Source organism: Thiorhodococcus drewsii AZ1 (genome assembly GCF_000224065.1).
Taxonomy (GTDB): Bacteria; Pseudomonadota; Gammaproteobacteria; order Chromatiales; family Chromatiaceae; genus Imhoffiella; species Imhoffiella drewsii.
The window spans coordinates 106333-130194 of the sequence record NZ_AFWT01000005.1 but is presented as its reverse complement, the minus strand read 5'-3'; the positions used below and the strand labels follow the sequence as shown (position 1 = coordinate 130194).

Genomic DNA, 23862 nt, shown 5'->3' with positions numbered 1-23862 from the left:
GCCGTCCAGTTAGAGGTGCGGCCAACTCTGGATGCTAGCGGCTGCATGGGTCGTAGCCCAGGACGCTGGAGTCGGGGGTGCAGATCCGGATGCGGCCGAGCCGCGACAGGATCACGCGCAGGGTGCCCCCTGTCTCAGAAGTCACTGTGATCGAGCCGTTGATCGCGGTGGCCCGGCGCGGTTTGAATTGGGTGGCGTTGAAGGTGGCGGCGAGCGTGACGTTCGGATAATCCGCGCCGCTGACGTGCTTCAGAGCGCAGACATCGGTCGGAGCCGCAGTGGGTCGGCAATCGCATGCCGCGTTCTCGGTTTCGTCGATGCCATAACACCAGGTCTCCTCGTCGCTGTCGAAGCGCATCTGGAGCGCCCGGTTGCGTTTGATGGATTCGGAGCGCGTCCATTGCAGATCCTCGGCGATGGATTGCGCGGCGGCCTTGAGATGGTTGCGCTGGAGCATGGCGCGCATCGAGGGCAGGGCGACCGTGAGCAGGACCGCGATCACGGCGAGGGTCGCCAACAGTTCCAGCAGGGTGAATCCCGATCCGTTGGGGCGCGGGTGTCTTGGCTCGACCGGGCGGGCGGATTTCACCAGCAGGCCCTGGGGGTCCGGTTGCCGTCCTGGTCGAGCCCGAGAACTTTGCAGGAGATATCGCCTTCGCGGTCACGGGCTTGAGGTCCGCTCGCCGTCGCTCGGGCGTTGAATCCGCTCGCGCTGACCGAATCGAGGCTGAGGTGGTAATACCCCTCCGGGCTGGCGTCGCTTACTCCTAACGTGTAAGAACTGGTCGTCTCGGACGCGCAGTCGCGGGTTCCTGAGAGGCGCTGGGCGTACTGGGTGCAATGGGCGCGAAACCGTTCTTGAGCGATGGCGATCGCCATCAGGCCGGCCTGGCCATCCGTGCGTCTGGCCTGAAGAACCTGCTGTTGATAGCTCGGGATCGCGATCGTCGCCAGGATGGCGAGCAGGGCGAGCCCGATCATGAGCTCGATCAGGGTAAAGCCGGGGCGGCTCGGGCAACGCATCGGGGGCATGCGGGTTACCGATTCGTGAATCTTTCGCGTCAGTCGTTTGTATCCAATTCGTGTGCTGTTTTCAACCCCGAAGAGGACTGTCCGGTTCCGGGTTCTATCTCAGGTGTGCTGGTAGTCGGGCAAGGGTGCGTCCGGGCTGCTGCCCGTCGGTCGCTTCAGGTATGATTCCCACCCTAATGCCTCGCGCGTGGCGGCGAGGGTGACGAACTACGATCAATCCCAGGGGGTGCCGACTTTGCTTGAGTTGATGTATGCGGGCGGGTGGCTGATGGCCCCGATTATCGCCTGTTCTCTGGTGGCGACTGCGATTGTGATCGAACGGGCATGGTCCCTAAGGCGCGGGCGCGTCCTGCCGCCGAATCTGCTCGCCGAGATTTGGCAGTTGCATCGTCAGAGGCAGCTTACGTCCGAGCGTATCGAGGCGATTCGCGACGGGTCGCCGCTCGGCCGCATGCTGGCCTCCGGGCTGATCAATCGACATCATTCGCACGAGGTGATGAAGGACGCACTGAACGATACCGGCCGGCATGTGGTCGCCGAGTTGGAGCGCTTCCTCAACACCTTGGGAACCATCGCCTCGGTTGCGCCGTTGCTGGGACTTCTGGGCACCGTGGTTGGCATGATCGATGTGTTCAGCGTCATCATGGAGGCCGGCGTGGGAAATGCCGGGGTGCTGGCGGGCGGCATCTCCAAGGCGCTCATCACGACCGCTGCCGGGCTTTCGGTCGCGATCCCCGCGCTCATGTTCCATCGCTTCTTCGACAGCCGGGTCGCCACCTTTGCGCTCGACATGGAGCAGCAGGCATTGCGTCTGATCGAGGTGCTGAAGGGCGAGCGGGAAGCCGCGGAGGGCGGCCGACCATGAATCTGCGCCCGCATCGGCGTGAGCCGACGGATATCAACCTGACACCACTGATCGATGTCGTCTTCCTGCTGCTCATCTTTTTTATGGTTTCCACCACCTTCAAGGACGATGCGCGACTGCGCATCCAGCTTCCGCAGGCCAATGGCGAGGAGGTTGCGGCGGAGGAGCCAATGGTGATCCGCTTGGTGATCGATGCCGCAGGTCACTATTACGTCGATGGCCAGGCGCTGGTCGATCCCGAGCCCAAGACCTTGGCGCAGGCCTTTCGTGGGGCGTTGGGTGAACGCAAATCGCTGCCGGTGCTGATCCAGGCCGATGCCCGGACCCCGCATCAGGCGGTCATGACAGCGATGGATGTGGCGAGCGATCTGGGTCTGAATCGGATCGCCTTCGCGGCCACTCGTCCGAACGAGCAGCGACCATGAGCGAAAAGAATACGATGGGCGGAGACAAGACGCGGAGCGGGGATCCGGTTCTGTCGGGTGCGGACGCCAAGCAGATCTACCGGCGGCTCCTGACTCATGTTCGGCCCTATTGGCGGATGTTCGTCTTCTCGCTTTCCGGCATGCTCATCTTCGCCGCCACCGAGCCGCTGTTCGCCGCCATGATGAAGCCGCTGATCGATGGCAGCTTCGTCGATCGCGATCTCGACATGGTGCGCACCATGCCGTTGTGGCTGGTGGGTCTCTTCGTGGTGCGCGGTATCGCGGGATTCATCAATACCTACTGTTTGAGCTGGGTCGGACGGCGTGTGGTCGCGGATCTGCGCCAACAGATGTTCGAGCATCTGTTGCGGGCACCCACCCGCTATTTCGATAACAGTGGGTCCGGACACATCCTCGCCAAGCTCACCTACAACGTCGAGAACGTGGCCAATGCATCGACCTCGGCGGTCACGACCCTGGTGCGCGATGGGTTCACCGTCATCGGCCTCATGGCCTACATGCTCTATCTGAACGCGGCGCTCTCGGTGATCTTCCTGGTCATCGGTCCGGTGATGGCGGGCGCCGTCAAGTATGCGACCAAGCGCTTTCGGCGCCACAGCCGGCGGATCCAGGACCGGGTCGGTGATATCACCCACATTGCCCAGGAGGTGATCGACGGCAATCGCGTGGTCAAGGCGTTCGGTGGGCAGGACCGGGCGGCGCGTCGTTTCAGCTTCATCAACGAGAAGACCCGCTCGCTGCAGATGAAGATGATCGCGACCGAGGCGGCCAGCGTCCCGCTGGTTCAGCTCATCTCGGCGATCGCGATCGGCGTCGTGGTCTATCTCTCGACCATGCAGGGTCTGAAGGAGAACATCACGGTCGGCACCTTCATGTCGTTCGTGGTCGCCATGGGGCTCCTGCTGCCGCCGGTCAAGCGCCTGACCTCGGTCAACGCCCAATTGCAGCGGGGCATCGTCGCCGCCGAGAGTCTGTTCGAGCTGTTGGACGCGGAGGAGGAGGAGGACCGGGGAACCCGTGTCCTGGAGCGTGCGGCCGGTCGTATCGAATACCGCAACGTCAGCCATTGCTATTCCGAGGACAAGGCGCCCGCCGTCACCGATCTGAATCTGGTGGTCGAGCCTGGCGAGAAGATCGCCCTGGTGGGCCATTCGGGGAGCGGCAAGAGCACCATGGCGAGCCTGCTGCCGCGTTTCTACGATCCGACGACCGGCGAGATCCGGATCGACGACATCCCGATTCGCGATCTGACGCTCGCCAGTCTGCGCGACCAGATCTCGCTAGTGAGTCAGGACGTGGTGCTCTTCAACGACACCATTGCCAACAATATCGCCTACGGCTGCTCGGTTCCGCCGACTACCTCCGAACTCAAGCGTGTCGCGGCCAGCGCGCATGCCCTGGACTTTATCCGTGAGCTTCCCCAGGGTTTCCAGACCTTGGTGGGCGATCGTGGCGTCCTCTTGTCGGGCGGTCAGCGCCAGCGTCTGGCTATTGCCCGCGCGATGCTCAAGGACGCGCCTATCCTCATCCTCGATGAGGCGACCTCTGCACTGGACACCGAGGCCGAGCGCTATATTCAGGCGGCTTTGCAGGAGTTGATGCAGCGTTGCACCACGCTGGTCATCGCCCATCGTCTGTCCACCATCGAGAACGCCGACCGTATCCTGGTGCTGCAGGCCGGGCGCATCGTGGAGCAGGGGCGTCATGCGGAACTCATGGCGTTGGACGGCTACTACGCCAGGCTGCATCGGATGCAGTTCCATGAGGCGGACGCGCCGCACACGGTTTTTGCCTGACCGAGATCGGTCGGGCGTCACCCGACCGTCGAGGCGCGGACCGATGCTTCACGTGGAGCGATAGCCTGATGAACGCTGCAGGAAACGGCACCCCTGGTGTAGGTCCGAGAGTCCTGGATCCGGCCGCTGTCTGGTACGGCCGGCATCCGCTGTCGGCCGTGCTCTTGCCGTTGTCCTGGCTCTATTGTGGCGTCGTCGGGTTGCGCCGGTTCGGATACCGCAAGGGGTGGCTGAGTTCGACACGGCTGCCGATTCCCGTGATCGTCGTCGGCAACATCAGTGTCGGCGGCACCGGAAAGACGCCGCTGGTGGCGCGATTGGTCGACTATCTCAAGGCGCACGGTTGGACGCCGGGGGTCATCACGCGCGGCTACGGCGGGCGTTCGGCTCAGTGGCCACTGCCGGTGACGGCGGATTCGGACCCTAGTCTGGTGGGCGACGAGCCGGTCTTGCTGGCCCGGCATGTGCATTGCATGGTGGTGGCCGGTCCGGATCGGGTCCAGGCCGGGCGTCTGGCGATCGAACTGGGTGGTTGCGATATCCTCGTCAGCGACGATGGTCTGCAACATTATCGGCTGCGGCGCGATCTGGAGGTGGTGCTGATCGATGGCGATCGTGGCTTCGGCAACGGCCGCTGTCTGCCCGCCGGACCCTTGCGGGAGTTGCCGGGCCGTCTGGCGAGCGCGGATCTGGTGCTCTATAAGGCGGGCCTCAAATCCCCTATGCCGGCGATGCGCCTGGTGTCCGGCGTGCTCGTGAATCTCGTCGATTCCACGCGTACCCGGGCGCTGGAGTCCTTTCGCGGTGAGCGGCTGTGTGCCGTCGCCGGGATCGGCAATCCGGAACCCTTCTTCGCCGCGTTGCGTCAGGCCGGGCTCGATCTCGAGGCACGTCCCTATCCGGATCACCATGCCTATTCGGCGGAGGATATCCGCCGCTGGCCCGATCTTCCCGTCATCATGACCGAGAAGGACGCCGTCAAGTGCGCGCCCTTTGCCTGCGAGCATCACTGGTATCTGCCGGTGGAGGCGGAGCTGGACGAGTCACTTCTCGATGATCTCTTATCCAAACTGGCAGGACTGACCAATGGCTAATGGTTTCAAGGTTGTCATCCCCGCGCGCTACGGGTCCACCCGCCTTCCGGGAAAGCCGCTCGTCGACATCAAGGGCAAGCCGATGATCCAGCACGTGGTCGAGCGCGCGCTGGACAGCGCGGCCGACGAGATCGTGGTCGCGACCGACGATCAACGGATCGCGGACGTGTGTGTGCCCTTGGGTGTGCGGGTGGTGTTGACCGAGGTGGCGCATCGGTCCGGAACGGATCGCGTGGCCGAGGTCATCACCCGTTGCGAATGGTCCGATGACACGATCGTGGTGAATCTGCAAGGCGATGAGCCCTGCATGCCGGTCGCCTTGCTCGACCAGGTTGCCCATAATCTGGCGTCGCTCGACAAGACAGGCATGGCCACCTTGGCGTATCCGATCCGGGATGGTGCCGAGCTCTTCGATCCGCACCTGGTGAAGGTCGTGACCAATGTCGCCGGCTTTGCCCTCTATTTTTCGCGCGCCCCGATTCCCTGGCATCGGGACGAGTTCCTCGGCAAGCATGCGGCCCTGCCGTCCTCGGTCGGTTTTCTGCGCCACATCGGGCTCTACGCCTATCGCGCCGCCTTCCTCAAGCGCTACATCCATCTCGATCCCTCTCCGCTCGAACTGGCCGAGTCGCTCGAACAGCTACGGGTGCTCTGGCATGGAGAACGTATCCATGTCGGTCTTGCGGTCGAGGAGCCGGGGCCGGGCGTTGACACATCGGACGATCTCGCGCGCGTCGCGGCCTATCTGGCCAAGATGTAAGGCGGGCCGCTCGACGAGGCTGGGCGTCGAGCAAAAAAAACCCCGCGTAGACGCGGGGCGAATCACCACTGAGGAGGTCAGAGAACGGAACAGAACGTTTGAGAAATGTCTCACTGCTGTTTTAGCACTAGTCGTGCCATATTTTTCTGTTGTTTCGTTCAATGGTTTATCAAGAGTTTATTGTGATTCGCCGGTATGCTTGGCGGCGATCCGTCTCTTCTTCGCGCGATAAAGGGTCCGAGATGACGTATTTGCACGATAATGGTGCGCACTAGATCGCGGATGACCTATCTATGTCTGCCTCTTTCGTGCAACCGATTCGCTGGCTTGATGCCACGCTCGAGGTGAGAGCCCTAACAGTCGCCAATTTTGGGAGCAGATCCGACCATGAGTGACGCACCTAAGGTCAAGATTCTCTTCGTTTGCATGGGCAATATCTGCCGTTCGCCGACCGCCCATGGCGTATTCAGGAAACTGGTGATGGATGCCGGTCTGTCGCATCTCGTCGAGATCGATTCGGCTGGGACGCATGCCTATCATCTGGGCGAGCCGCCGGATCGGCGGGCGCGAGAGACGGCTCGCGAGCGCGGGATCGACATCGGCGATCTGCGCGCGCGGCGCGCACTCCGAGAGGACTTCCATCGCTTCGACTATGTCTTGGCGATGGATCAGGATAACTACGAGAGTCTGTCCGAGCTCTGTCCCGATGGGCTGGAGTGGAAGCTCAAGCTCTTCCTCGACTTTGCGCCCGATCTTCCAGTGCGTGAGGTGCCGGATCCCTACTACGGCGGTCAGCGCGGGTTCGAGCGCGTATTCGACATGCTTGAGTCGGCCGCCGAGGGGCTTCTCGCGGACGTCACCAGCCGGCATCTCTGATCGGCCGCTGCGTCCACCGCGCCGTATTCTGCGTGGATCGAGAAGCGGTGCAGGTCCGCTTTCAGATCCTCGGCCAGCCTGAGGTCCAGGTCGTGCGGGTGGATGCCGATACGGATCCAGCCGACCGTACTGGCGCGATGCCGATTGATCCGGTTCCAGAGGCGCAGGACGGGCGTTCGCCCGGCCGTGTCGGCCTCGTAGCCGAGCAGCGGCATGGGGTGCAGGCGTCCGGTCTGGGCCGAGAGTATGCCCGAGAAGAGTTCGTATTGCAGGAAGGGCAGGTCGGCCAGCGCGTTGCGCTCGATCCGCCCCATGGCCCAGGCGGGGGGAACGTAGAGCGATGGTGGGCGCAGTCCCTGTTCCAGGAACCAGGCGTGGCAGCGCTTCATGAGTGCGACGATGCCGAGCGCGTCCAGCGCCAGATGTTCGGCGACTTGGCGTGAGATGAAGGTGGCATGGAGACGGTGACGGAGGCCGCCGATGCGGCTGATCCGGTGTCTCCAGCCGTGACCGGCCAGTTCGTAGCCCCGCCGCTCGAAGTCGTGGAGCGTATCGATCGCGGCAGGGGTCCAGTCGGCGCCCGGCACCACGAGCAGGGTCACGGCACTGATGTCAGCGGCGGTCAGTCGTTCCAGAAGGGCTTGGATCTGTTCGAGGGTCTCGGGCATGACGTCGTGCACCGAGACCAACGCGCGAATGCTGTCACTGTTGTCCATCGACGGTACTTGCATGGTCGCCCGCAAGCAATGCCAGCCAATGCTGCAGATTGCGTTGGTTGATAATACCGGCCGCCTCGCGCGCCATCTCGGTCGTGTTCTGGAGGCTGGCGGCATCCAGTTGGCGAAGTCGCAGGAGCGCGTCGGCCAGATGTTCGTCTTCGCGAATGGTAAAAATGCCGCCCGAGAGGATATCCCAACTGAGGATACCGCAGGCCCCGGAGACGAGTACGGGGCGAGCGCGGGCCATGGCCTCTAGCGCGATGGTGCCGAAGGATTCCACCCGCGAGGGCAGCACCAGCGCGTCGACGCTGTCGATCAGGCGCAGGATCTGGGTGCGCTTCACCCAGCCGACGAGGGTCAGATTGGGCAGCTCGCCCGCCTCTTGTTCGAGCCATTCGCGCAAGGGGCCGTCCCCCGCGATGACGAATTCGAGATCCGGCAGGCGCCGGGCCGCCTCGACCACGGCATCCAGATTCTTTTCGGGCGCGAGGCGTCCGGCGAAGAGAATCCGCTCGATTTGGGGGCGGGTGGGCGAGGGCGCGCGATCGAGGAAGCGTTTCGGGATGGGCGTGGCCATCAGCGAGACGCGCTTGGCGCCGATCGAGCGGGCGACTTCGACCATCTCGATCGAGTTGGCGAGCACCACCTGGCTCCTGCTGAACAGCAGGCGATGGCAGCCGCGCAGATAGGCGTTGGCGATGTGCGCCCGCACCCCCCAGTCCTGAAAGAGATTGGTGAGCGCCTCGAAGTGGGTATGGAAACCGACCACCAGATGGACGCCGAGACGCCCAGCGAGATGCATGCCGAGCAATCCGTAGGGTCCAGGCGTGGGCACTACGATGACGTTGGGGCGCAATCGCTTCAGGCGTTTTTCGACCAGGGACCAGGAGGGGATCAGGATGCGCTGTGTCGGGTCACCGGGAAGCGGGAGTCTCAGCCCCCCGTGCCAGCGACCGGCGCGGTAGCGTGGCGCGACGAGCGCCACATGCGCCCCCCTGGCCCTTAGATGGTCGGCCAGATCGCGGTAATAGGCGCCGACACCGTTTCGCTCCGGCGCCGCGTCCGAGATGATGGCGACCCGGAGATTCCGCGCGGCCGCCGTATCCTCGGCGGCGAGTTGGCACTCCGCCTGTGATGATCTCAGCATGTCGGCGCCGGTTCTTCGGCGAGCGACTGGGTGCCCGTGTGCGGCTGTGAGTCGATGTCTGGCGTGTCGTCACGTCGGGTGGAAACGGCGCGCGCGGCCAGCGAGGCGTAGAGCGGGCCGAGTTCATCGGCGATCCGCGCCGGCGAAAGCCCGAATGCCTCCAGGCTGTAGGAATGGGTGCTGCGATACCGTTTCGCCTGCGCCGCCTGACGTTGCAGACTGGTCCGGTAAGCGGTGGTCATCTCGAACCCCATGCACGCGTAGATGCGTTCGATCGTGCTGGGCAACTCGCCCTTGAGGCTCTGCATGTTAACCCAAACGCAGCGACTTTCGGGCATCGGAGCGAATACCCGTTCGAGATTTCGGTAATAGAAGCCGAGCTGCTCTGTCAGCCGATCGTTCAGCCAGGGTGCGACCGAGTGCGTCCCGAAGAGGGTTGCGCCGGAGGCGATGGAGCTGAGCTGGGAGGGCAGGGTGCGTTCGGGTTCACGCAGACAGACGATGAAGCGTGCATCCTCGAAATGCTCGGCGAGCGCCCCGGCGAGGGGGGCGAAGGCCGCGTTCTTGGACAGGAAGGTGCGCTCCGTGCCATGCACGTAGAGGTGTCTCTTGAGGCAGCTTCGGTAGAAGCCGATCAGTCGCTCGCGCTCGCGTGGCGGCATGTCGCGGTCGAAGGCGCCCATTCGCCACAGCAGATCCGAAGCGGGGAAGGGCAGGATGAGAATGAAGCAGGCCAGCACCGGCATGAAGACGAAGTAATCCTCTTCGGGATCGCTCAGACGCATGCTGTGGACCTCTTCCAGCCCGCCGAAGAGATGTTTCTCCAGCCAATCGAGTAGGCGCTTGCCGAACCCGCCGACTTGGGCGTCCAGCCAGCCGACACCGAGCCAGAAGCGTCGCGCCGTGACCGAGAGGGCGAAGAGGCACTCCCAGGTGGAAAAGGTGGTGTAGCGCGCGTCCTCTGCCAACACCCGGTGCAGGTGGGTGGTTCCGCTACGTGGGACCCCGAGCACGAACAGCGGTTCACGCACGGGGGTTTTGCGGTAGCCCGGAAAGAGGATCTCGTCGAGCAGGAATCCGAGCCAATGGATCCCCTGTACCAGGGCGAACAATGGGATGAATCCCGCCATCACCAACAGTCGCCGCGTGCTGGGGCGTGGATCGCCCGCTTTGGGAATGAAGGTGCGAAAGACGAGACGGGTAAAGCGGGCCGTGCTGACGAGAAATGACTGCAGCATCATGGCGATAGTTCTCGACCCTGGGGTAGGCCCGACCTTGGCGGTCGGGCCTGAGGGTCATGGGGTTCGAGTGACCGAGTGTCCCAAAAAGGCTGGCCTCAGTGCGTATCCGTCGCCTGGCCTTCCTCGCGTGGCGCTGGGGCCGGGTCGGGAGTGGGCGATGCCTCTTGGACGATTGGCTTGGGCTCCGGTTTGGGCGCCTTCGGTTCGAGCTGGGCTACTTTTGGCGCGTTAGGCTCAGGCTCGGGCTGGACCGAACGGGGCTTCTGCGGGACCGGCTCTGTCACCATCAGAGGTGACGCGGCGGCCGGCGGAGGAGCGGGCAGCATGCCCTGCGGCTCCGTCTGGTCGCGGGGCGGTTCGACCGGTGCCTCTTTCCGTTCCTGGGAGGGCGGTGTCTGGGGCGCTGCCTCGGCAGCGTCGGTCTTGGGCTGCTCGGGGGCCTCCTGTTTCGAGTCCGGTCGAGCCGCTGGCTTGGGTTCGGTCTGAGTCGGCTCGGCGTTCGGCGAGTCTTCTTGTTGACCTTCCTGATTGGAGTCCGACGATGTGTTCGCGCCCGAAGCGGGTGTGCGGCGACGATTGCGACCGCCCCGGCGGCGGCGCGACGAACGCGGGCGTTCGCCGCCCGGGCGGGCCTCGGCGTTCGTTTCGTTGCCGGGCGTAGGGTCGTTCTCCGTAGTCTCCTCGCTGTCGAGGCTGTCGGTCGAATCGCGTCCCGAGGGAGTCTTCGCCTCCTGATTCCAGCTCGAATCCTCCGCCGCTGCCCGTTTACGGGGCGGGCGCGACTCGGTGCCCGAGTCCTGGGATTGGGCGGGTATGTGGTCATCGGCAGCCTCGGCAGAGGCTTGACGGCTATCGCCTTCGGAGAGCTTGCCCGCCGTGTTGCGCACATCGCCGTTGGGATTGCTGCGCCGGCCTCGGCCGCGTGATCCGCGACGCGAACGCGTGCCCCGTGCCTGATCCTCGCCCTCGCTTTCGGACGACTCGACTGGCTCGTTGTTGCGTCCGCGGCTGTCGGGTGAACGGCGCGAGGTGTCGGATGCCTTGCTCTCGGAGCGCGTCTGGGGATTGCGCTGACGCTCTTCGCGACGGCGCTCTTCACGCGGATGCTGCGGGCGGCTCGATTCGGCTCGCTCGCTCTTCGAGGGCGCTTCCGGGTTGGAGTCGGTCTGTGCGGGTTGGGACTCGCGGCTGTTGGTTCGGTCGCTCTCGTAACCGCCATAGGGGCGGTCGAGTCGGCTGCTGCTGGGGAAGTTGGAGCTCGAGGGACCCGTCGGGGAATCCGAGTCGTTGAGGCGCGAGACGAACAGTCCGGTCCAGATGCGTTTCAGCAGGCTCTCAGGCTCCGAGCGCTCGGAGTCCTGTCGCGGCTGAGCCGGCATGGGATGCGGGGGTTGGACGGGCGCGCGCTGTGGGGCGGGTGCGCTCGGTGTGACCTGTTTGACGGCCGGCTCCTCGATGCGCACCGGTTGACCCAATTTTGCGTAATGGGGCGTCGGAGCGGAGTCGGGTTCGGAGGTCAATTCGTAGCTGTGCTGAGGCTGCTCCTCGGCCTGTTTGTCGGCATCCTGAGTGCGGACGCGCTCGATCTGGTAGTCGGGCGTCTGGATGTTCTCGTTTGGCAGTAGCAGGATCTCGACGCGCTGGCGCTGCTCCATTTCGAGGATCGCCCTGCGCTTTTCGTTGAGCAGGAAGGTCGCGACGCTGACCGGCAGTTGGGCCATGATGCGCTGGGTGTTGTCCTTCATCGCCTCCTCTTCGAGGATGCGCAGGATGGACAGGGCCAAGGATTCGACGCCTCGGATAGCGCCTCGGCCCTTGCAGCGCGGGCAGACCTGCTGGCTCGACTCACCGAGCGAGGGACGCAGACGCTGGCGCGACATCTCCAGCAACCCGAAGCGCGAGATGCGGGCGACCTGGACCCGGGCGCGGTCCTGCTTGAGCGCCTCGCGTAGCCGGTTTTCGACCTCGCGCTGATGCTTGGGCGGGGTCATGTCGATGAAATCGATCACGAAGAGGCCACCCAGGTCGCGCAGACGCAGCTGGCGGGCGATCTCGTCGGCGGCCTCCAGGTTGGTGTTGAATGCGGTCTCCTCGATGTCCGCGCCCTTGGTCGCGCGCGCCGAGTTGATGTCGATCGAGGTCAGGGCCTCGGTGTGGTCGATGACGACGGAGCCGCCCGAGGGGAGGCGCACTTCGCGCTGGAACGCCGATTCGATCTGGGTCTCGATCTGGTAGCGGGTGAAGAGCGGAACCTCATCCTGGTAGAGACGCAGCTTCTTGAGGTTCTGCGGCATCACCTGTTTGATGAAATTCTCGGCACGCTCGTAAACCGCGCGGTCGTCGATCACGATCTCGCCGATGTCCACGCGCAGATAATCGCGGATCGAGCGGATGATGACGTCGCTTTCCTGGTAGATGAGGAAGGGGGCCTTGCGGCTTTCGCTGGAGGCGACGATCGCCTTCCAGAGCTGGAGCAGATAGTCGAGGTCCCATTGCAGTTCCTCGACATTCTTGCCGACGCCTGCGGTGCGCACGATAAGCCCCATGTCCTCGGGAATGGCGAGCTGGCTCATGGCATCGCGCAGTTCGCTGCGGTCCTGGCCCTCGATTCGACGCGAAACGCCGCCGGCGCGCGGGTTGTTCGGCATCAGGACCAGATAGCGACCGGCGAGCGAGATGAAGGTGGTCAGTGCGGCACCCTTGTTGCCGCGCTCCTCCTTGTCGATCTGGATGACGACCTCGCGTCCCTCGCGCACCGCTTCCTTGATGTTGGTGCGGGATCCGGGTTTGACGCTATCGGGCTCGAAATAGGCTCGAGCGATCTCCTTCAGCGGGAGGAAACCGTGACGTTCCGCTCCGTAGTCGACGAAAGCCGCCTCCAGGCTCGGCTCGACGCGGGTGATGATGCCTTTGTAGATGTTGGCCTTTTTTTGTTCTCGGCCAGGTGACTCGATGTCGAGGTTGTACAGTAACTGGCCGTCGACGGTCGCGACGCGCAACTCTTCCGGCTGAGTCGCGTTGATCAGCATTCTTTTCATGTTGTTCCTTACTCACACACCACGGCGCGTGACCCGTGGTTGCGCCTCGCCAGGGATCCTGTCTGGACCTGCGGGAGGTTTGGCGCGTCGCCATCCGGCTCGGTATTCCCGGAGCCAACGGCGTCGGCACTGTCCGTGCGCCACAATAAGATTGGACGGCTGCAACGGGCACGCGCACATGAACTATCGTTTACGGGTCCCGATGGGCACCCGCGTTTGGTGAGCCGTGACCTGATGGCGACGGGCTCGATACGGAGCGGCTGAGATGGCGCCGGCTGCGCTGGATTGCCTGGGGGCACGCCGTGGGGAATGCGCTGGGTGTAGAATCTGCGCCACTCGACGTCGCGAGTTCGCTGGACGCACCTCGCGGCCCTGCGGGCGGCATAGTCAGGTGTCGGATGCCGGTAGATGGCCCGAGGATCGCCTCGGCACCTGATGAGTGGGCTGTCCGACGCGATTCTCTAGGATGCACTCGCCGCTCCGGGAAAAGATCTCGATTCCACTGGCCAGCGCAAGTGGCTAATGGTATCAGCGAACTCCAATAGCAGCAATTGAGCCCATAGGGCAGGTTCAGACCCCGTTGAAATCCCCACGTTCACACTCCACTTCGCAGTCCAAGATCGTATCAGTCGATGGTTCGACATTGCGTTCCTCGCCCTCGGAAGATGGGGGGCATGCCGTTTCGGCGCAACTCGTTGAGGTGGACATCGAGTCCGACGGTCAGCGAATCGATAATTTTCTCTTGCGCTTCATCAAGGGTGTTCCCCGCAGTCATCTCTATCGCGTGCTCCGCCGTGGTGAAGTGCGGGTCAATAAGGGGCGCGTCAAGGCCAGTCATCGTCTGCGGGCGGGCGATCTGGTGCGGATCCCACCACTGAGAACGGCGACACCGGAGCATCCGGGTCAGGCGCCACGGTCCCAGATGGAACGGATCGAACGCGGCGTGCTGTTCGAGGACGAGCGTTTGCTCGTGATCGACAAGCCCAGCGGTCTCGCGGTGCACGGCGGCAGCGGTCTGAGCTACGGTCTCATCGAATCGCTGCGCCAGGCGCGCCCCGGGCGCGAGCTCGAATTGGTTCACAGGCTCGATCGCGAGACCTCCGGTTGCCTGGTGATCAGCAAGCGCCGCAGTGCATTGCGCGAACTGCATCAGTTGATTCGCGAGAATGGCATGACCAAGCGCTATCGGGCGCTCTTCGTCGGCGACCTGGCGCGCGAGAAGCTGGTGGTGGACGCGCCGCTCAAGAAAAACGTCCTTCAAGGTGGGGAGCGAGTGGTCAGGGTGGACCAGGCCGAGGGCAAACCGGCGCGCACCATCTTTCGACGTCTGCGGCGATTGACCTCGAAGGGCCGCGTGTTCACCCTGGTCGAGGCCGAGTTGGTGACTGGACGTACCCATCAGATCCGGGTGCATGCGGCGCATCTGGGAACGCCGCTGGCGGGCGATCCCAAATACGGTGACGAGGCGATGAATCGCGAACTCAAGCGGTTGGGGCTGACGCGGCTCTTTCTGCATGCCGCTTCGCTGCGCTTCCAGACTGCGGGCATGTCCAAACCCCTGAGCGTGGAGGCACCTTTGCCGAACGAATTGGAGCAATTCCTAGCTGTATTGGAGAATACTGAGTGAGTTTTGATCGAATGGCTTTCGAGCTGATCGTTTTCGACTGGGATGGGACCCTGATGGATTCCGAGGCGCGCATCGTCGCCTGCCTTCAGAAGGCCTTCAGCGAGTTGGATCTACCCGTTCCGACCCGTGAGGCGGCGCGCGACATCATTGGGCTGGGCCTGGATGAGGCGATGACCAGGCTGCATCCGGGGGTGAGTGCCGAGGTGCGCGCCGAGCTCGTCCTGCATTATCGGCGGCATTTCCTGGGCGGAGACCCGACCCCCTCGGTCCTCTTTCCTGGTGTACGCGAGACCCTGGACTGGATCGTTTCGGCCGGTTACCGGCTCGCGGTTGCGACGGGAAAGAGTCGCGCCGGGCTCGACAGGTCCATTCACGAGACCGGGCTCGAAGGCTACTTTCACGCCACGCGCTGCGCGGATGAGACCTTCTCCAAACCCAATCCCCAGATGTTGTTCGAGCTCATGGACGAGCTCGGCGCCAGTCCGAGGGAGACGCTCATGATCGGCGATACCGAGTACGACATGCAGATGGCGGGCAATGCCCGTGTCGGTGCGCTGGCGGTGTCGTACGGGGTCCACGCGCGCGAGCGTCTCATGTCCCACGCGCCACTGGGGTGCCTGAACGCGTTGACCGAGCTTCGCCCTTGGTTGGAGCGAGTTGGCGCGAATCGTTCCGAAAACGTCCTCAGGGACACGACTGCTGGAGGTGTCACCGGATGAGCTGGAGGTTTTGGCGCAAAGATCGAGAACCCATGCCGTCGCCGGATCAGCCGGATTGGGAGCACGCCCTCATCAACCGTATGGCAGTCGAGTATCTGCACGACCAGCGGGCACGTCGCCGTTGGGGCTTGGCCTTCAAACTGCTGATTCTCTTTTATCTGATCGGGCTCATGGTGGCGACCTTCTCCAATGACGTCCTGGATGGCCTCTCGTCCACCGAGGTGCATACGGCCCTGATCGAGGTCAAGGGCGTCATCTCGGCCGATTCGGACGCCAGTGCCGATCGCATCATCTCGGCGCTGCGGACCGCCTTCGAAGCGGACCATGTCAAGGGCATCGTACTGCGCATCAACAGCCCGGGCGGCAGCCCGGTCCAGGCGGGATACATCAACGACGAGGTCGCTCGTCTGAAGGAGAAATACAAGAAGGAGCACGACCGTGACATGCCGGTCTATGCCGTTGCGGTGGATCTTTGCGCCTCCGGCGGCTATTACGTCGCGGTCGGCGCCGATGCCATCTATGTCGACAAGGCCAGCCTGGTGGGGTCCATTGGTGTGCGGATCGACAGCTTCGGGTTTCAGGGTCTGATGGAGGAATTCGGCATCGAGCGTCGGCTACTGACGGCCGGTGCCAACAAGGGCATTCTCGATCCCTTCTCGCCCTTGCCCGAGTCGCAGCGTCAGTTCATTCAGCGTGTGTTGGATCGGCTGCATCGGCAGTTCATCGCGGCGGTCAAACAGGGGCGCGGAGACCGGTTGAAGGGGGGAGACGAACTCTTCAGCGGGCTCTTCTGGAGTGGCGAGGAGGCCGTCGATCTCGGTTTGGCCGACGGATTGGGTAGCTCGAGCTATGTTGCACGCGAACTCATCGGTGCCGAGAAGCTCGTGGACTACACGAAGAAACGCGACCTGCTGGATTCGGTTGCGAATCGTCTGGGGGTGCGAATCGGCAACGGGGTTTTGGAGAGTCTCGGCCTGCTCGGGGAGGCTGGGCTGCCCCATTAGAGGCTTGGCCGCTCCACGTGGGTTCCATGGCACCGCATGGGGTTCGGCGATTAGGATCGCCCCATCCTGGGGTTGTCGACGGTGCCTGTGCCTGGCCGTCGAGAACGGCGATGCTTGATCGTATCGCCTGATCGAGAGTGGCGGACGGAGTATCCGGCATGACGGACGCGGTATCGGCGCGAGATCCAGAGGCGAACATCCATCCCCTGAGGCGGGATCGATGGGCGGCGTGGGTCACAATGATCGGCGCATGCGTCGTCTTGGTGGTTTTGATCATCACCGCCTTTTATTCGATTCAGGCTGGCGATCGGATCAGCCGATCCGCCGTGCATGCAGTCGCCGCCGCGCGGGATCGCCAGTTCGTCGCCTGGCTCGGTGAGCGCGATGTCCAGGCGGATCTCATCCGTTCCACCTCCATCTTCTCCGAGGTCTACCGCCGCTGGCGCCAGACTGGGGATTCGGCCGCTCGCGACCTCCTGTTGAGCCAGTTGTTCGAATATGGCCAACGCACCGGCTTCAGCGACGTGATCCTCTGGGATCTGAAGTCGGAGCGTGCCTGGTCCGCTACCGGCCATTCGCCACGGCTTGGTCCCAAATTGCGTCTCTCGGCCCGACAGGCGTTGGAGAGCGCCAAGTTGGTTCACTACGGCCCCTATTCCCAGGACGGAGGCGGCGCGCTTCTGGATTTCATCGTACCCGTCTCGGATCCCACGGATCGGACGCTCATCGTCATGCGGATGAATGCATCCGAGCAGATGGCTGCCTATCTGATGCGCTGGGCCTTGCCCGAGCTTCCTGTCGAGATCCAGTTGCTGCGGCGCGACGGTGACTCGGTCGTGGTGCTCGGCGCGGTGGGGCGGCGTTCGGGGATGGCCGCAATCCAGCGGATCCCACTCGCGAATCGCGAGCGTCTCTGTGTCCGGGCCTTCGCGGATCCGGCCCGGCAGGGTGAACTGCTCGACGGATTGGATGGCGTCGGTGTTTCGGTCGTGGGTGTGGCCTCGCCGATTCCGGGTACCGATTGGCTCCTCATGACCAAGGTCGATCGTGCAGGCTTCGATGCAAATGCCTTTCGGCATATTCCCTGGCCGCTGATCGTCGGTCTTTTGACTCTGATGGTCCTCGTCGTCCTGGCTGGTTGCATCCTTCAGCGAGAGATGCTGATCGCGAGGCGGCGCGAGCGCGAGGCCCAATCCGAGAGGTTGCTGGCGCTCGATCTGCTGAGCGCCATTGCCGAATCTTCGGAGGAGGCCATCTTCGCCCGGGATCTCGAAGGACGCTATCTGCTGTTCAACCGCGTTTTTTGCGAATTTCTGGGCAAGACGCCCGAGGAGCTGCGGGGGCAGGGGTATCGCACGCTCTATCCACCCTCGATGGTCGTTCAGGTGGAGAAGATGGATCATCAGATCCTGGCGGAGAACGGAGTCTTCACCCAGGAGGAGTTAATCGAGACCGCGCTGGGTCAGCGGGTCATGCTGATGACCCGTGGTCCACTGCATGACAACGCGGGGCGCATCATCGGGATCTTCGGGATTGCCAGGGATTTCGCCAGCCACATGCGCATAGAGGCGGGTCTGCAAGAGCGCTCCGCGCTGCGTGACACCTTGGCTTCCATCGTCGAGAGCGTGCCCGGCGCCCTCCATTCCCTGCTGATCCGCCCAGACGGCGGCGGCTGCATCCCGTTCAGCACGCCCATGGTCGATGATCTCTATGGGCTTTCGCGTCAAGACCTGGCGAGGGATTGGGCAACCTTGACGGCGAGGATCCATCCCGAGGACATCGCGCGTCTCGAAAAGGTGTTGCGGGATCCGCAACAGGGTTCGAGGCAGTTCTGTGAGGTCTTCCGTTATCGGCATCCGGCCCGGGGGTGGCGCTGGATCGAGGGGTGGGCGACCCCGAAACAGGAGTCGGACGGCAGTTTTCTTTGGCATGGCTTTTTCATGGATGTGACGGATCGCGTCGAGGGCGAGGAGGCACTGCGCGAGAGCGAGGAGCGCTATCGCTTGCTGTTCGAACGTTCCTCGGATGCAATCCTGGTTCTGGAGCCGAGCGACTGGGGAATCGTGCGTGCCAATCCGGCCGCAGTGGCTATGTTCCTGGCAGCGGACGAGTCTCATTTGGTGTCGCGTTCTTTTTGGGACTATTCTCCGCCCGAGCAGGAGGGGGGATTGCCCTCCACGGTCAGGGCGATCGAGTTGATGAACATGGCGCTACGGTTCGGCTCCTGTGTCTTCGACTGGCACTATCGGCGTCTGGATGGCGAGGTGTTTCCGGCGACGGTGCGCACGACCCGCTTCGATCTGCTGGGTAAGCCCGTGATCCAGTGTTCCATTTGCGACGTCACGCACCGAAAGCGCCAGGAACAGGAGCTGATTCGTTCGCGCGCCAAGCTGCGCGAACTGACGGCGCATCGCGAAAAGGCGCGCGAGGACGAGCGTGCCTACATGGCCCGCGAGATCCATGACGATCTTGGACAGTATCTGACGGCCTTGCGTATGGAGACCAATCTGATGGGAATGCTCCTCACGGAGCAGAATGGCGAGGCGGTGAAACGGCTCGCCAGCATGAAGGAGCTGATCGACCATCTCATCGCCGAGACCCGCCGGGTCATCGCTCGGCTGCGGCCGGTTGCGCTGGATCTAGGGCTCGTTTCTGCGGCGGAGTGGCTAGCGGCCGACTATCGGGAGCGCATGGGCGTCGACTGTTATCTGGAGGTCACCGATGCGGAGGAGTTGGATCTCGACGACGATCAGGCGACCACCCTGTTCCGCATTCTGCAGGAGTGTCTCACCAACGTCATTCGTCATGCCCGAGCCAAACGGGTGGATATTCGGGTCTCGGTTTCAGGCGAGGTGCTGTGCATGGAGGTGTATGACGACGGCCAAGGGTTCGACCCCGCGCGGGTCAGAGCCAAGAAGACCTTCGGGCTCATGGGAATTCGCGAGCGCGTCCTTATCTACGGTGGCAGTGCGCGGATCGACAGTCAGATTGGCGAAGGGACGCGGCTCACCATCAACATGCCCATCAAGCCGCGAGGAGACGCATGATCCGCATTCTGATCGCCGACGACCACGCCGTGGTGCGCCAAGGGATTCGACAGGTTTTGGCGTTGGCCGGTCAGTTCGAGGTCGCAGCCGAGGCAAAGGATGGTTGGGAGTTGATCGAGATGCTGCGCGACGGTGGGTTCGATCTGTTGCTGACAGATATGAGCATGCCCGGACCGAGCGGCGTTGCGCTGTTGAAACGGTTGCGCGAGGAGCATCCAGGTCTCCCCGTGCTGGTCCTGAGCATGCATGGAGAGACCCAGGTGGCGGCGCGGGCGCTCAAGGCGGGCGCCAACGGCTATGTCACCAAGGATTGCGACCCCAACGTTCTCCTGTCCGCCGTGCGCAAGGTGGCGCGTGGGGATCATTTCGTGTCTCCCGATCTGGCTCAACGCATGGTCTTCGAGACCGGTGTCGGGGGCGAGGCACCGCCGCACGAATCCCTGTCCGACCGCGAATACGAGATTCTGCTCCATTTGGTCAAGGGCGAGCGGCTCAGCGAGATCGCTGGGGAATTGCATCTTTCGCCCAAGACCATCAGTACCCATAAGATGCGCATTATGCAGAAATTGGATCTGAAGAGCGCGGCCGAACTGGTGCGCTATGCGATCGAGCGCGGACTGGTTTCCTAAATTGCTTTCTGTCGCCCGGTTGCCGTATCGGCTTCCTCGGTGCGGTTGCGGCCCGCGCATTTGGCGCGATACAGGGCTGCGTCCGCCCGCTCGATATTGCTTTGCAGCGAGCTTCCCGGCTCGCAGGCACAGAGCCCCAGGCTGATGGTCACCCGCTCTCCGAGCCCGAAGTCCTTCCGCTCGATCAGACGTCGCAGTTTTTCGGCCTGATTGCGGGCCATTGCCGGGTCCGTATAGGGCGCAATGATGAGGAATTCCTCTCCGCCCCAGCGCACCAGTGCATCCGTGCTCCGGATGTGTTCCTTCGCCACTTTGGTCAATCGACGTAGGACTTCGTCCCCTTTGGTATGCCCGAAGGTGTCGTTGATATGCTTGAAGTGGTCGATGTCGAACAGGATCAGTGCTAGCTGAAACCCATAACGATCGGCGCGTTTCATTTCCTGATCGAATCTGGACTCGGCGACGTAGCGATTGAGTAGCCCGGTCAGAGGGTCGTGCTCGGCCATGTACTGGACCGCCGATTCGGCTTTGCGGAGTCTGCGCAGCGGGATGAGTTCGAATAGGACGATGAGCAGCGTGCCGGTAACCGCGACAAGAGAGGCGATGATGAAGCTGGTGCGCAGTGCTGGCGCCAGGGAGGTGCTGGTCTCCAGAGCGCCGACGACGATGCCGGCATCCCTGAGCGGAATTCGGGTGCTCAGACTGGGTGGCGTCGGATATTGACCGATGGCGATCACCAGGGCGCCATCTGGGTCATAGACCGCCTGACGCACCGGTATACCGAGCGCCTTCTGGCGCAGGAGCCCGACCAGCCGCGCTTCCTCATAGCGCCAGAGGTCGGGGTTTCGGGCGATCACCTTTTCCATGATCTGCTGGGCGTCGAACTCGGAGACGGTCGCCAGGATTCCCGCGATGAAATTGCGTTCCAGAGTGAAATGGACGGTCGGGACCAGGAAGGTGAGCGCCAGGGCCACGGCAACGATGCCCCAGCGCAGCAGGTTGGCGATGATGCGCTGTCCTCTGGCCAATGGCGTCAGTCTGTAAAATGCTGTGTTGAAATGGGCAGGCCGCCATTAACTTCAATGATGGCGCGTCCCTCCGCCGAGAAGACGAACGCCAGGAACCGCAGTACCTCGGGTTCCGGGTCCGCTCGGGCCACGAGCGAAAATTCGATCCAGAGCGGATAGTGGATGTCGGTGAACGTTTCGGGGGTCGGTGCTTGTCCGTTGAGTTCGAGTATTCGCAGATTCCGTTTTTCGCTGACCACTTGGGCCAGCGGCGCGTAGCCGAATGCCCCCTGGATCTGGGCGATGCTGTCTAGGTTTTCCTGCGAGGTGAGGGTTACCAGCAGATCCGTGCGCCCCAGTGCGACCTGGATCGCACCGGCGAGTTGGGGGTCGAGGCTGGCGAGCAGCAGGGTATCGGAATCGTTGGCGGGGCGCATCACGGGGCGGCAACGGCTGCCGTCGGACCAGGTGGTACGCCGCCCTAGATAGAGTGCAATCAGTGTTTTGGTGGTCAGATTTTCGTGTCCGACTTCCGGCTGGGCGACCAGGACGAGCGGCGTTCTGGCGAACGGATGGGTGGTCAGACCGAGGCCGCGTTCCCGTTCGTTCAGATCGCGTGCCGCGAGCGCGATGGATAAACGGCCCTCGGCTAGGGCGCGGATTCCACCTCCGGTGCCCAGACTTCCTTCCAGCAGTTTCAGCGCGGTTTTGGGCTGATCGGCGCGGTATGCCTCCAGCAGTTGTTGCAGGATCCCGAGCGCATCACCGGTTCCGCCGATCAGAAGGGCGTTCGGATCGCATACGGCCTGGGGCGACCAACAGGCGCAGACCAGTAAGCAGGACAGGACTACCCGGCGCAGATTCTGGATGGACATCGTCAGCTTCTCCTTTGCCCGCATTCGTTCCTAACGTCTGGATGCGTTGACGCCATATTGGCGCATCGCATCTCTCGCCAATGTCTTGAAGCATAGTGTTTTCAAGCATATCACGGTGGATGATCCGTGGACCCCGTCCGATCGTCGGTCGTCCGGTTCTCTCGTGCGCTGTCAGGAAAACCTGACACTGGATTCGGTCAAGGCCGCCCCCAACCCCAGTCATGCCTGATATTTCGCTGGATGTCTTCTGGCTATTCTGATCGCCATGGAAATCCAGCCGAGTTGCCCATGCGTGTTTTGATCGTCGATGACAGCCTTGTCGTATGGCGTCGCCTGTTCGACATGCTGAAGGACCTCTCAGCGGTGTCGTTTTTGGCCTATAGCCGCAACCTGTCCGAGGCGCGCCGATATCTGGCCGGGGTCGGGCCGGATCTCTTGGTGCTCGACATCTCCCTGCCCGATGGCAGCGGACTGGATCTGCTCCAGGACGTGCGCCTCAGGGGGCTTGGCACCAAGGTCGCCATCTTCAGCAATCTGTCCGAACTGCGTCGGGTCAGCCTGGACCTGGGCGCCGATTGGTATTTCGACAAATCCATGGACTATCCGCAGTTGCTGAGTCTGATCGAGGACCGTGCCTATTGGGCGGAACAACACACTGGTCGAGGTGGAACGAACGATGCCGAGTTTTGAACGAATCCCGCGCAGTCTATGGCAGATATCCATCCCCCCCGTCATTGGATTGGTCGGCGGTGGTGCTGTGCTCACCCACGCGAGCGGTCAGTGGATGACGGTCGTGCTCGTGATCGCCCTGGGCGTTGCCGGAGGCGTGGTCACCGCCATCCTGGCGCGCGGTGAACTCGAGCGTATGCGCGAGCGCACCAAGGCCGCGACCCTGGCCGAGATTCCGCCGTCTCCGCCTTGCATCGAGGGGCTCGATCAGCTCTGTTCCGAGGTTCTACCCATCTGGCGTCGACAGGTGGAAACGGCCCGCGATCAAACCGAGGAGGCGATCACTGGGCTGACCCAACGCTTCTCCGGCATCTATGACCGTCTGGAGTCGAGCATGACGCTGTCGGGCCAGACCGCCGGCGGTCTGGCCGGGGACGGCGAGGGTAGCCTGGTCGAGACGCTCGCCGAGAGCCGTCGGGAGCTTGCCGAGGTGGTGGCGAATCTGCGCACCGCTCTACAGGCGAAGGACGAGATGCTTGGACGTATCCAGGAGCTGGCGACCTTTACCTCCGAGCTTCGCGACATGGCCAGTGCCGTGGCCAAGATCGCCGATCAGACCAATCTGTTGGCGCTCAACGCCGCCATTGAGGCCGCTCGCGCGGGAGAGGCCGGGCGCGGCTTCGCCATCGTTGCCGATGAGGTGCGCAACCTCTCGTCCATTTCGGGCAACACGGGCAAACAGATCGCCGACCGGGTCAAGTCGATCAATCAGGCGATTCTGCTCGCCCAGAATACCGCCGCGCGCTACGCCGAACAGGACGCACAGCTGGTGCAGGGCGCCGAGCAGGCCATCAACGGCGTGGTCGATAAATTCGAGCAGGGCGCGGACGGACTCGCCGGCTCGGCCGCGCTGCTTCGCGAAGTGGGCGCGGCGATTCAGAACGAGATCGCCGAGGTGCTGGTCGGGCTGCAGTTCCAGGACCGCGTGACCCAGATCCTCGGGCAGGCCACCGGTGACATGGCGCGTCTTGGGTTGCGCTTGGACGAGGTGCAGGAACAGCGCGCGCGTGGCGAGCGAGGTCTCTCAATCGATGCCGCCGACTGGTTGGATGAGTTGTGCCGCACATACACCACGGCCGAGCAGATGGACAATCATCACGGTGCCGACAATAGCGCCTCGAACGCAAGCGCTGAGATCACCTTCTTCTGACGGGGCTCGCGAAGAGCCTGGAGTCGAAGCGCGTTACCGCAAACATTTTTACGAACCGGTC

The 23862-nt window shown here is 63.2% G+C and carries 21 protein-coding genes; 13 read left to right on the top strand and 8 right to left on the bottom strand.

Going from position 1 to position 23862, the window contains the following annotated elements:
* Window positions 1–34: 34 nt before the first annotated feature.
* Both THIDRDRAFT_RS04865 and THIDRDRAFT_RS04860 read right to left on the bottom strand, forming a co-directional pair.
* A complete protein-coding gene (locus THIDRDRAFT_RS04865) occupies window positions 35–589 on the bottom strand; it encodes a GspH/FimT family pseudopilin (protein WP_007039695.1) in 555 nt (184 codons plus the stop codon).
* Window positions 586–1032 (bottom strand): type IV pilin protein, encoded by a 447-nt coding sequence (locus THIDRDRAFT_RS04860; RefSeq protein WP_139058626.1) that lies wholly within the window; start codon window positions 1030–1032, stop codon window positions 586–588. The genes THIDRDRAFT_RS04865 and THIDRDRAFT_RS04860 overlap by 4 nt, the downstream gene beginning before the upstream one ends.
* Window positions 1033–1267: 235 nt before the next feature.
* Here THIDRDRAFT_RS04860 and THIDRDRAFT_RS04855 point away from each other — a divergent pair, with 235 nt between their 5' ends.
* The 6 genes from THIDRDRAFT_RS04855 to THIDRDRAFT_RS04830 all read left to right on the top strand — a co-directional run bounded on the left by THIDRDRAFT_RS04855 (window position 1268) and on the right by THIDRDRAFT_RS04830 (window position 6869).
* Complete coding sequence (locus THIDRDRAFT_RS04855; RefSeq protein ID WP_040843922.1) at window positions 1268–1897, top strand: MotA/TolQ/ExbB proton channel family protein; 630 nt, start codon at window positions 1268–1270, stop codon at window positions 1895–1897.
* Window positions 1894–2322 carry an ExbD/TolR family protein gene (locus tag THIDRDRAFT_RS04850; protein ID WP_007039692.1) on the top strand — a complete coding sequence of 143 codons (429 nt, stop codon included), beginning with the start codon at window positions 1894–1896 and terminating at the stop codon, window positions 2320–2322. The genes THIDRDRAFT_RS04855 and THIDRDRAFT_RS04850 overlap by 4 nt, the downstream gene beginning before the upstream one ends.
* Before the next feature lie 14 nt (window positions 2323–2336).
* Window positions 2337–4139, top strand: a complete 1803-nt coding sequence (gene msbA / locus THIDRDRAFT_RS04845) for a lipid A export permease/ATP-binding protein MsbA (protein ID WP_040843968.1) — start codon at window positions 2337–2339, stop codon at window positions 4137–4139.
* Window positions 4140–4207: 68 nt separating this feature from the next.
* A complete protein-coding gene (lpxK, locus tag THIDRDRAFT_RS04840) occupies window positions 4208–5233 on the top strand; it encodes a tetraacyldisaccharide 4'-kinase (protein ID WP_007039690.1) in 1026 nt (341 codons plus the stop codon).
* Window positions 5226–5993, top strand: a complete 768-nt coding sequence (kdsB, locus tag THIDRDRAFT_RS04835) for a 3-deoxy-manno-octulosonate cytidylyltransferase (protein ID WP_007039689.1) — start codon at window positions 5226–5228, stop codon at window positions 5991–5993. The genes lpxK and kdsB overlap by 8 nt, the downstream gene beginning before the upstream one ends.
* A gap of 387 nt (window positions 5994–6380) precedes the next feature.
* Complete coding sequence (locus THIDRDRAFT_RS04830) at window positions 6381–6869, top strand: low molecular weight protein-tyrosine-phosphatase (RefSeq protein WP_007039688.1); 489 nt, start codon at window positions 6381–6383, stop codon at window positions 6867–6869.
* Here the strand turns inward: THIDRDRAFT_RS04830 and THIDRDRAFT_RS04825 are convergent.
* The 4 genes from THIDRDRAFT_RS04825 to rne all read right to left on the bottom strand — a co-directional run bounded on the left by THIDRDRAFT_RS04825 (window position 6785) and on the right by rne (window position 13014).
* Complete coding sequence (locus THIDRDRAFT_RS04825; RefSeq protein WP_007039687.1) at window positions 6785–7585, bottom strand: DUF2334 domain-containing protein; 801 nt, start codon at window positions 7583–7585, stop codon at window positions 6785–6787. The two genes, THIDRDRAFT_RS04830 and THIDRDRAFT_RS04825, sit on opposite strands and share 85 nt — an antisense overlap.
* On the bottom strand, window positions 7572–8735 hold the full coding sequence (locus THIDRDRAFT_RS04820) for a glycosyltransferase (RefSeq protein WP_007039686.1): 1164 nt from the start codon (window positions 8733–8735) through the stop codon (window positions 7572–7574). The genes THIDRDRAFT_RS04825 and THIDRDRAFT_RS04820 overlap by 14 nt, the downstream gene beginning before the upstream one ends.
* Entirely contained in the window at window positions 8729–9976 is a 1248-nt protein-coding gene (locus THIDRDRAFT_RS04815; protein WP_007039685.1) for a sulfotransferase, read from the bottom strand. Before THIDRDRAFT_RS04815 ends, THIDRDRAFT_RS04820 begins: the two co-directional genes overlap by 7 nt.
* Before the next feature lie 95 nt (window positions 9977–10071).
* Window positions 10072–13014 (bottom strand): ribonuclease E, encoded by a 2943-nt coding sequence (gene rne / locus THIDRDRAFT_RS04810; protein WP_007039684.1) that lies wholly within the window; start codon window positions 13012–13014, stop codon window positions 10072–10074.
* Between the two features lie 643 nt (window positions 13015–13657).
* Between rne and THIDRDRAFT_RS04805 the strand changes: the two genes are divergently transcribed.
* The 5 genes from THIDRDRAFT_RS04805 (at window position 13658) to THIDRDRAFT_RS04785 (ending at window position 20040) form a co-directional block, all read left to right on the top strand.
* The gene (locus THIDRDRAFT_RS04805; RefSeq protein ID WP_050984641.1) at window positions 13658–14641 is read left to right on the top strand and encodes an RluA family pseudouridine synthase; all 984 of its coding nucleotides are present in this window, start codon (window positions 13658–13660) and stop codon (window positions 14639–14641) included.
* 11 nt (window positions 14642–14652) lie between these two features.
* Window positions 14653–15360, top strand: a complete 708-nt coding sequence (locus THIDRDRAFT_RS04800; RefSeq protein ID WP_007039682.1) for an HAD-IA family hydrolase — start codon at window positions 14653–14655, stop codon at window positions 15358–15360.
* A complete protein-coding gene (locus THIDRDRAFT_RS04795) occupies window positions 15357–16364 on the top strand; it encodes a S49 family peptidase (RefSeq protein ID WP_007039681.1) in 1008 nt (335 codons plus the stop codon). Before THIDRDRAFT_RS04800 ends, THIDRDRAFT_RS04795 begins: the two co-directional genes overlap by 4 nt.
* Before the next feature lie 239 nt (window positions 16365–16603).
* Window positions 16604–19411, top strand: a complete 2808-nt coding sequence (locus THIDRDRAFT_RS23580; RefSeq protein ID WP_050984640.1) for a PAS domain-containing sensor histidine kinase — start codon at window positions 16604–16606, stop codon at window positions 19409–19411.
* Window positions 19408–20040, top strand: coding sequence for a response regulator (locus THIDRDRAFT_RS04785; RefSeq protein ID WP_007039679.1), 633 nt, complete (start codon window positions 19408–19410; stop codon window positions 20038–20040). The genes THIDRDRAFT_RS23580 and THIDRDRAFT_RS04785 overlap by 4 nt, the downstream gene beginning before the upstream one ends.
* On the opposite strand, the gene THIDRDRAFT_RS04780 is transcribed toward THIDRDRAFT_RS04785, so the two are convergent.
* Both THIDRDRAFT_RS04780 and THIDRDRAFT_RS04775 read right to left on the bottom strand, forming a co-directional pair.
* Complete coding sequence (locus THIDRDRAFT_RS04780) at window positions 20037–21068, bottom strand: GGDEF domain-containing protein (protein WP_007039678.1); 1032 nt, start codon at window positions 21066–21068, stop codon at window positions 20037–20039. The two genes, THIDRDRAFT_RS04785 and THIDRDRAFT_RS04780, sit on opposite strands and share 4 nt — an antisense overlap.
* 5 nt (window positions 21069–21073) lie before the next feature.
* Window positions 21074–21922, bottom strand: a complete 849-nt coding sequence (locus tag THIDRDRAFT_RS04775) for a PstS family phosphate ABC transporter substrate-binding protein (RefSeq protein WP_007039677.1) — start codon at window positions 21920–21922, stop codon at window positions 21074–21076.
* A gap of 288 nt (window positions 21923–22210) precedes the next feature.
* On the opposite strand from THIDRDRAFT_RS04775, the gene THIDRDRAFT_RS04770 reads away from it, so the two are divergent.
* Both THIDRDRAFT_RS04770 and THIDRDRAFT_RS27075 read left to right on the top strand, forming a co-directional pair.
* On the top strand, window positions 22211–22612 hold the full coding sequence (locus THIDRDRAFT_RS04770) for a response regulator (protein ID WP_007039676.1): 402 nt from the start codon (window positions 22211–22213) through the stop codon (window positions 22610–22612).
* Window positions 22599–23801 carry a methyl-accepting chemotaxis protein gene (locus THIDRDRAFT_RS27075; RefSeq protein WP_007039675.1) on the top strand — a complete coding sequence of 401 codons (1203 nt, stop codon included), beginning with the start codon at window positions 22599–22601 and terminating at the stop codon, window positions 23799–23801. The genes THIDRDRAFT_RS04770 and THIDRDRAFT_RS27075 overlap by 14 nt, the downstream gene beginning before the upstream one ends.
* The last annotated feature ends 61 nt before the right edge of the window (window positions 23802–23862 follow it).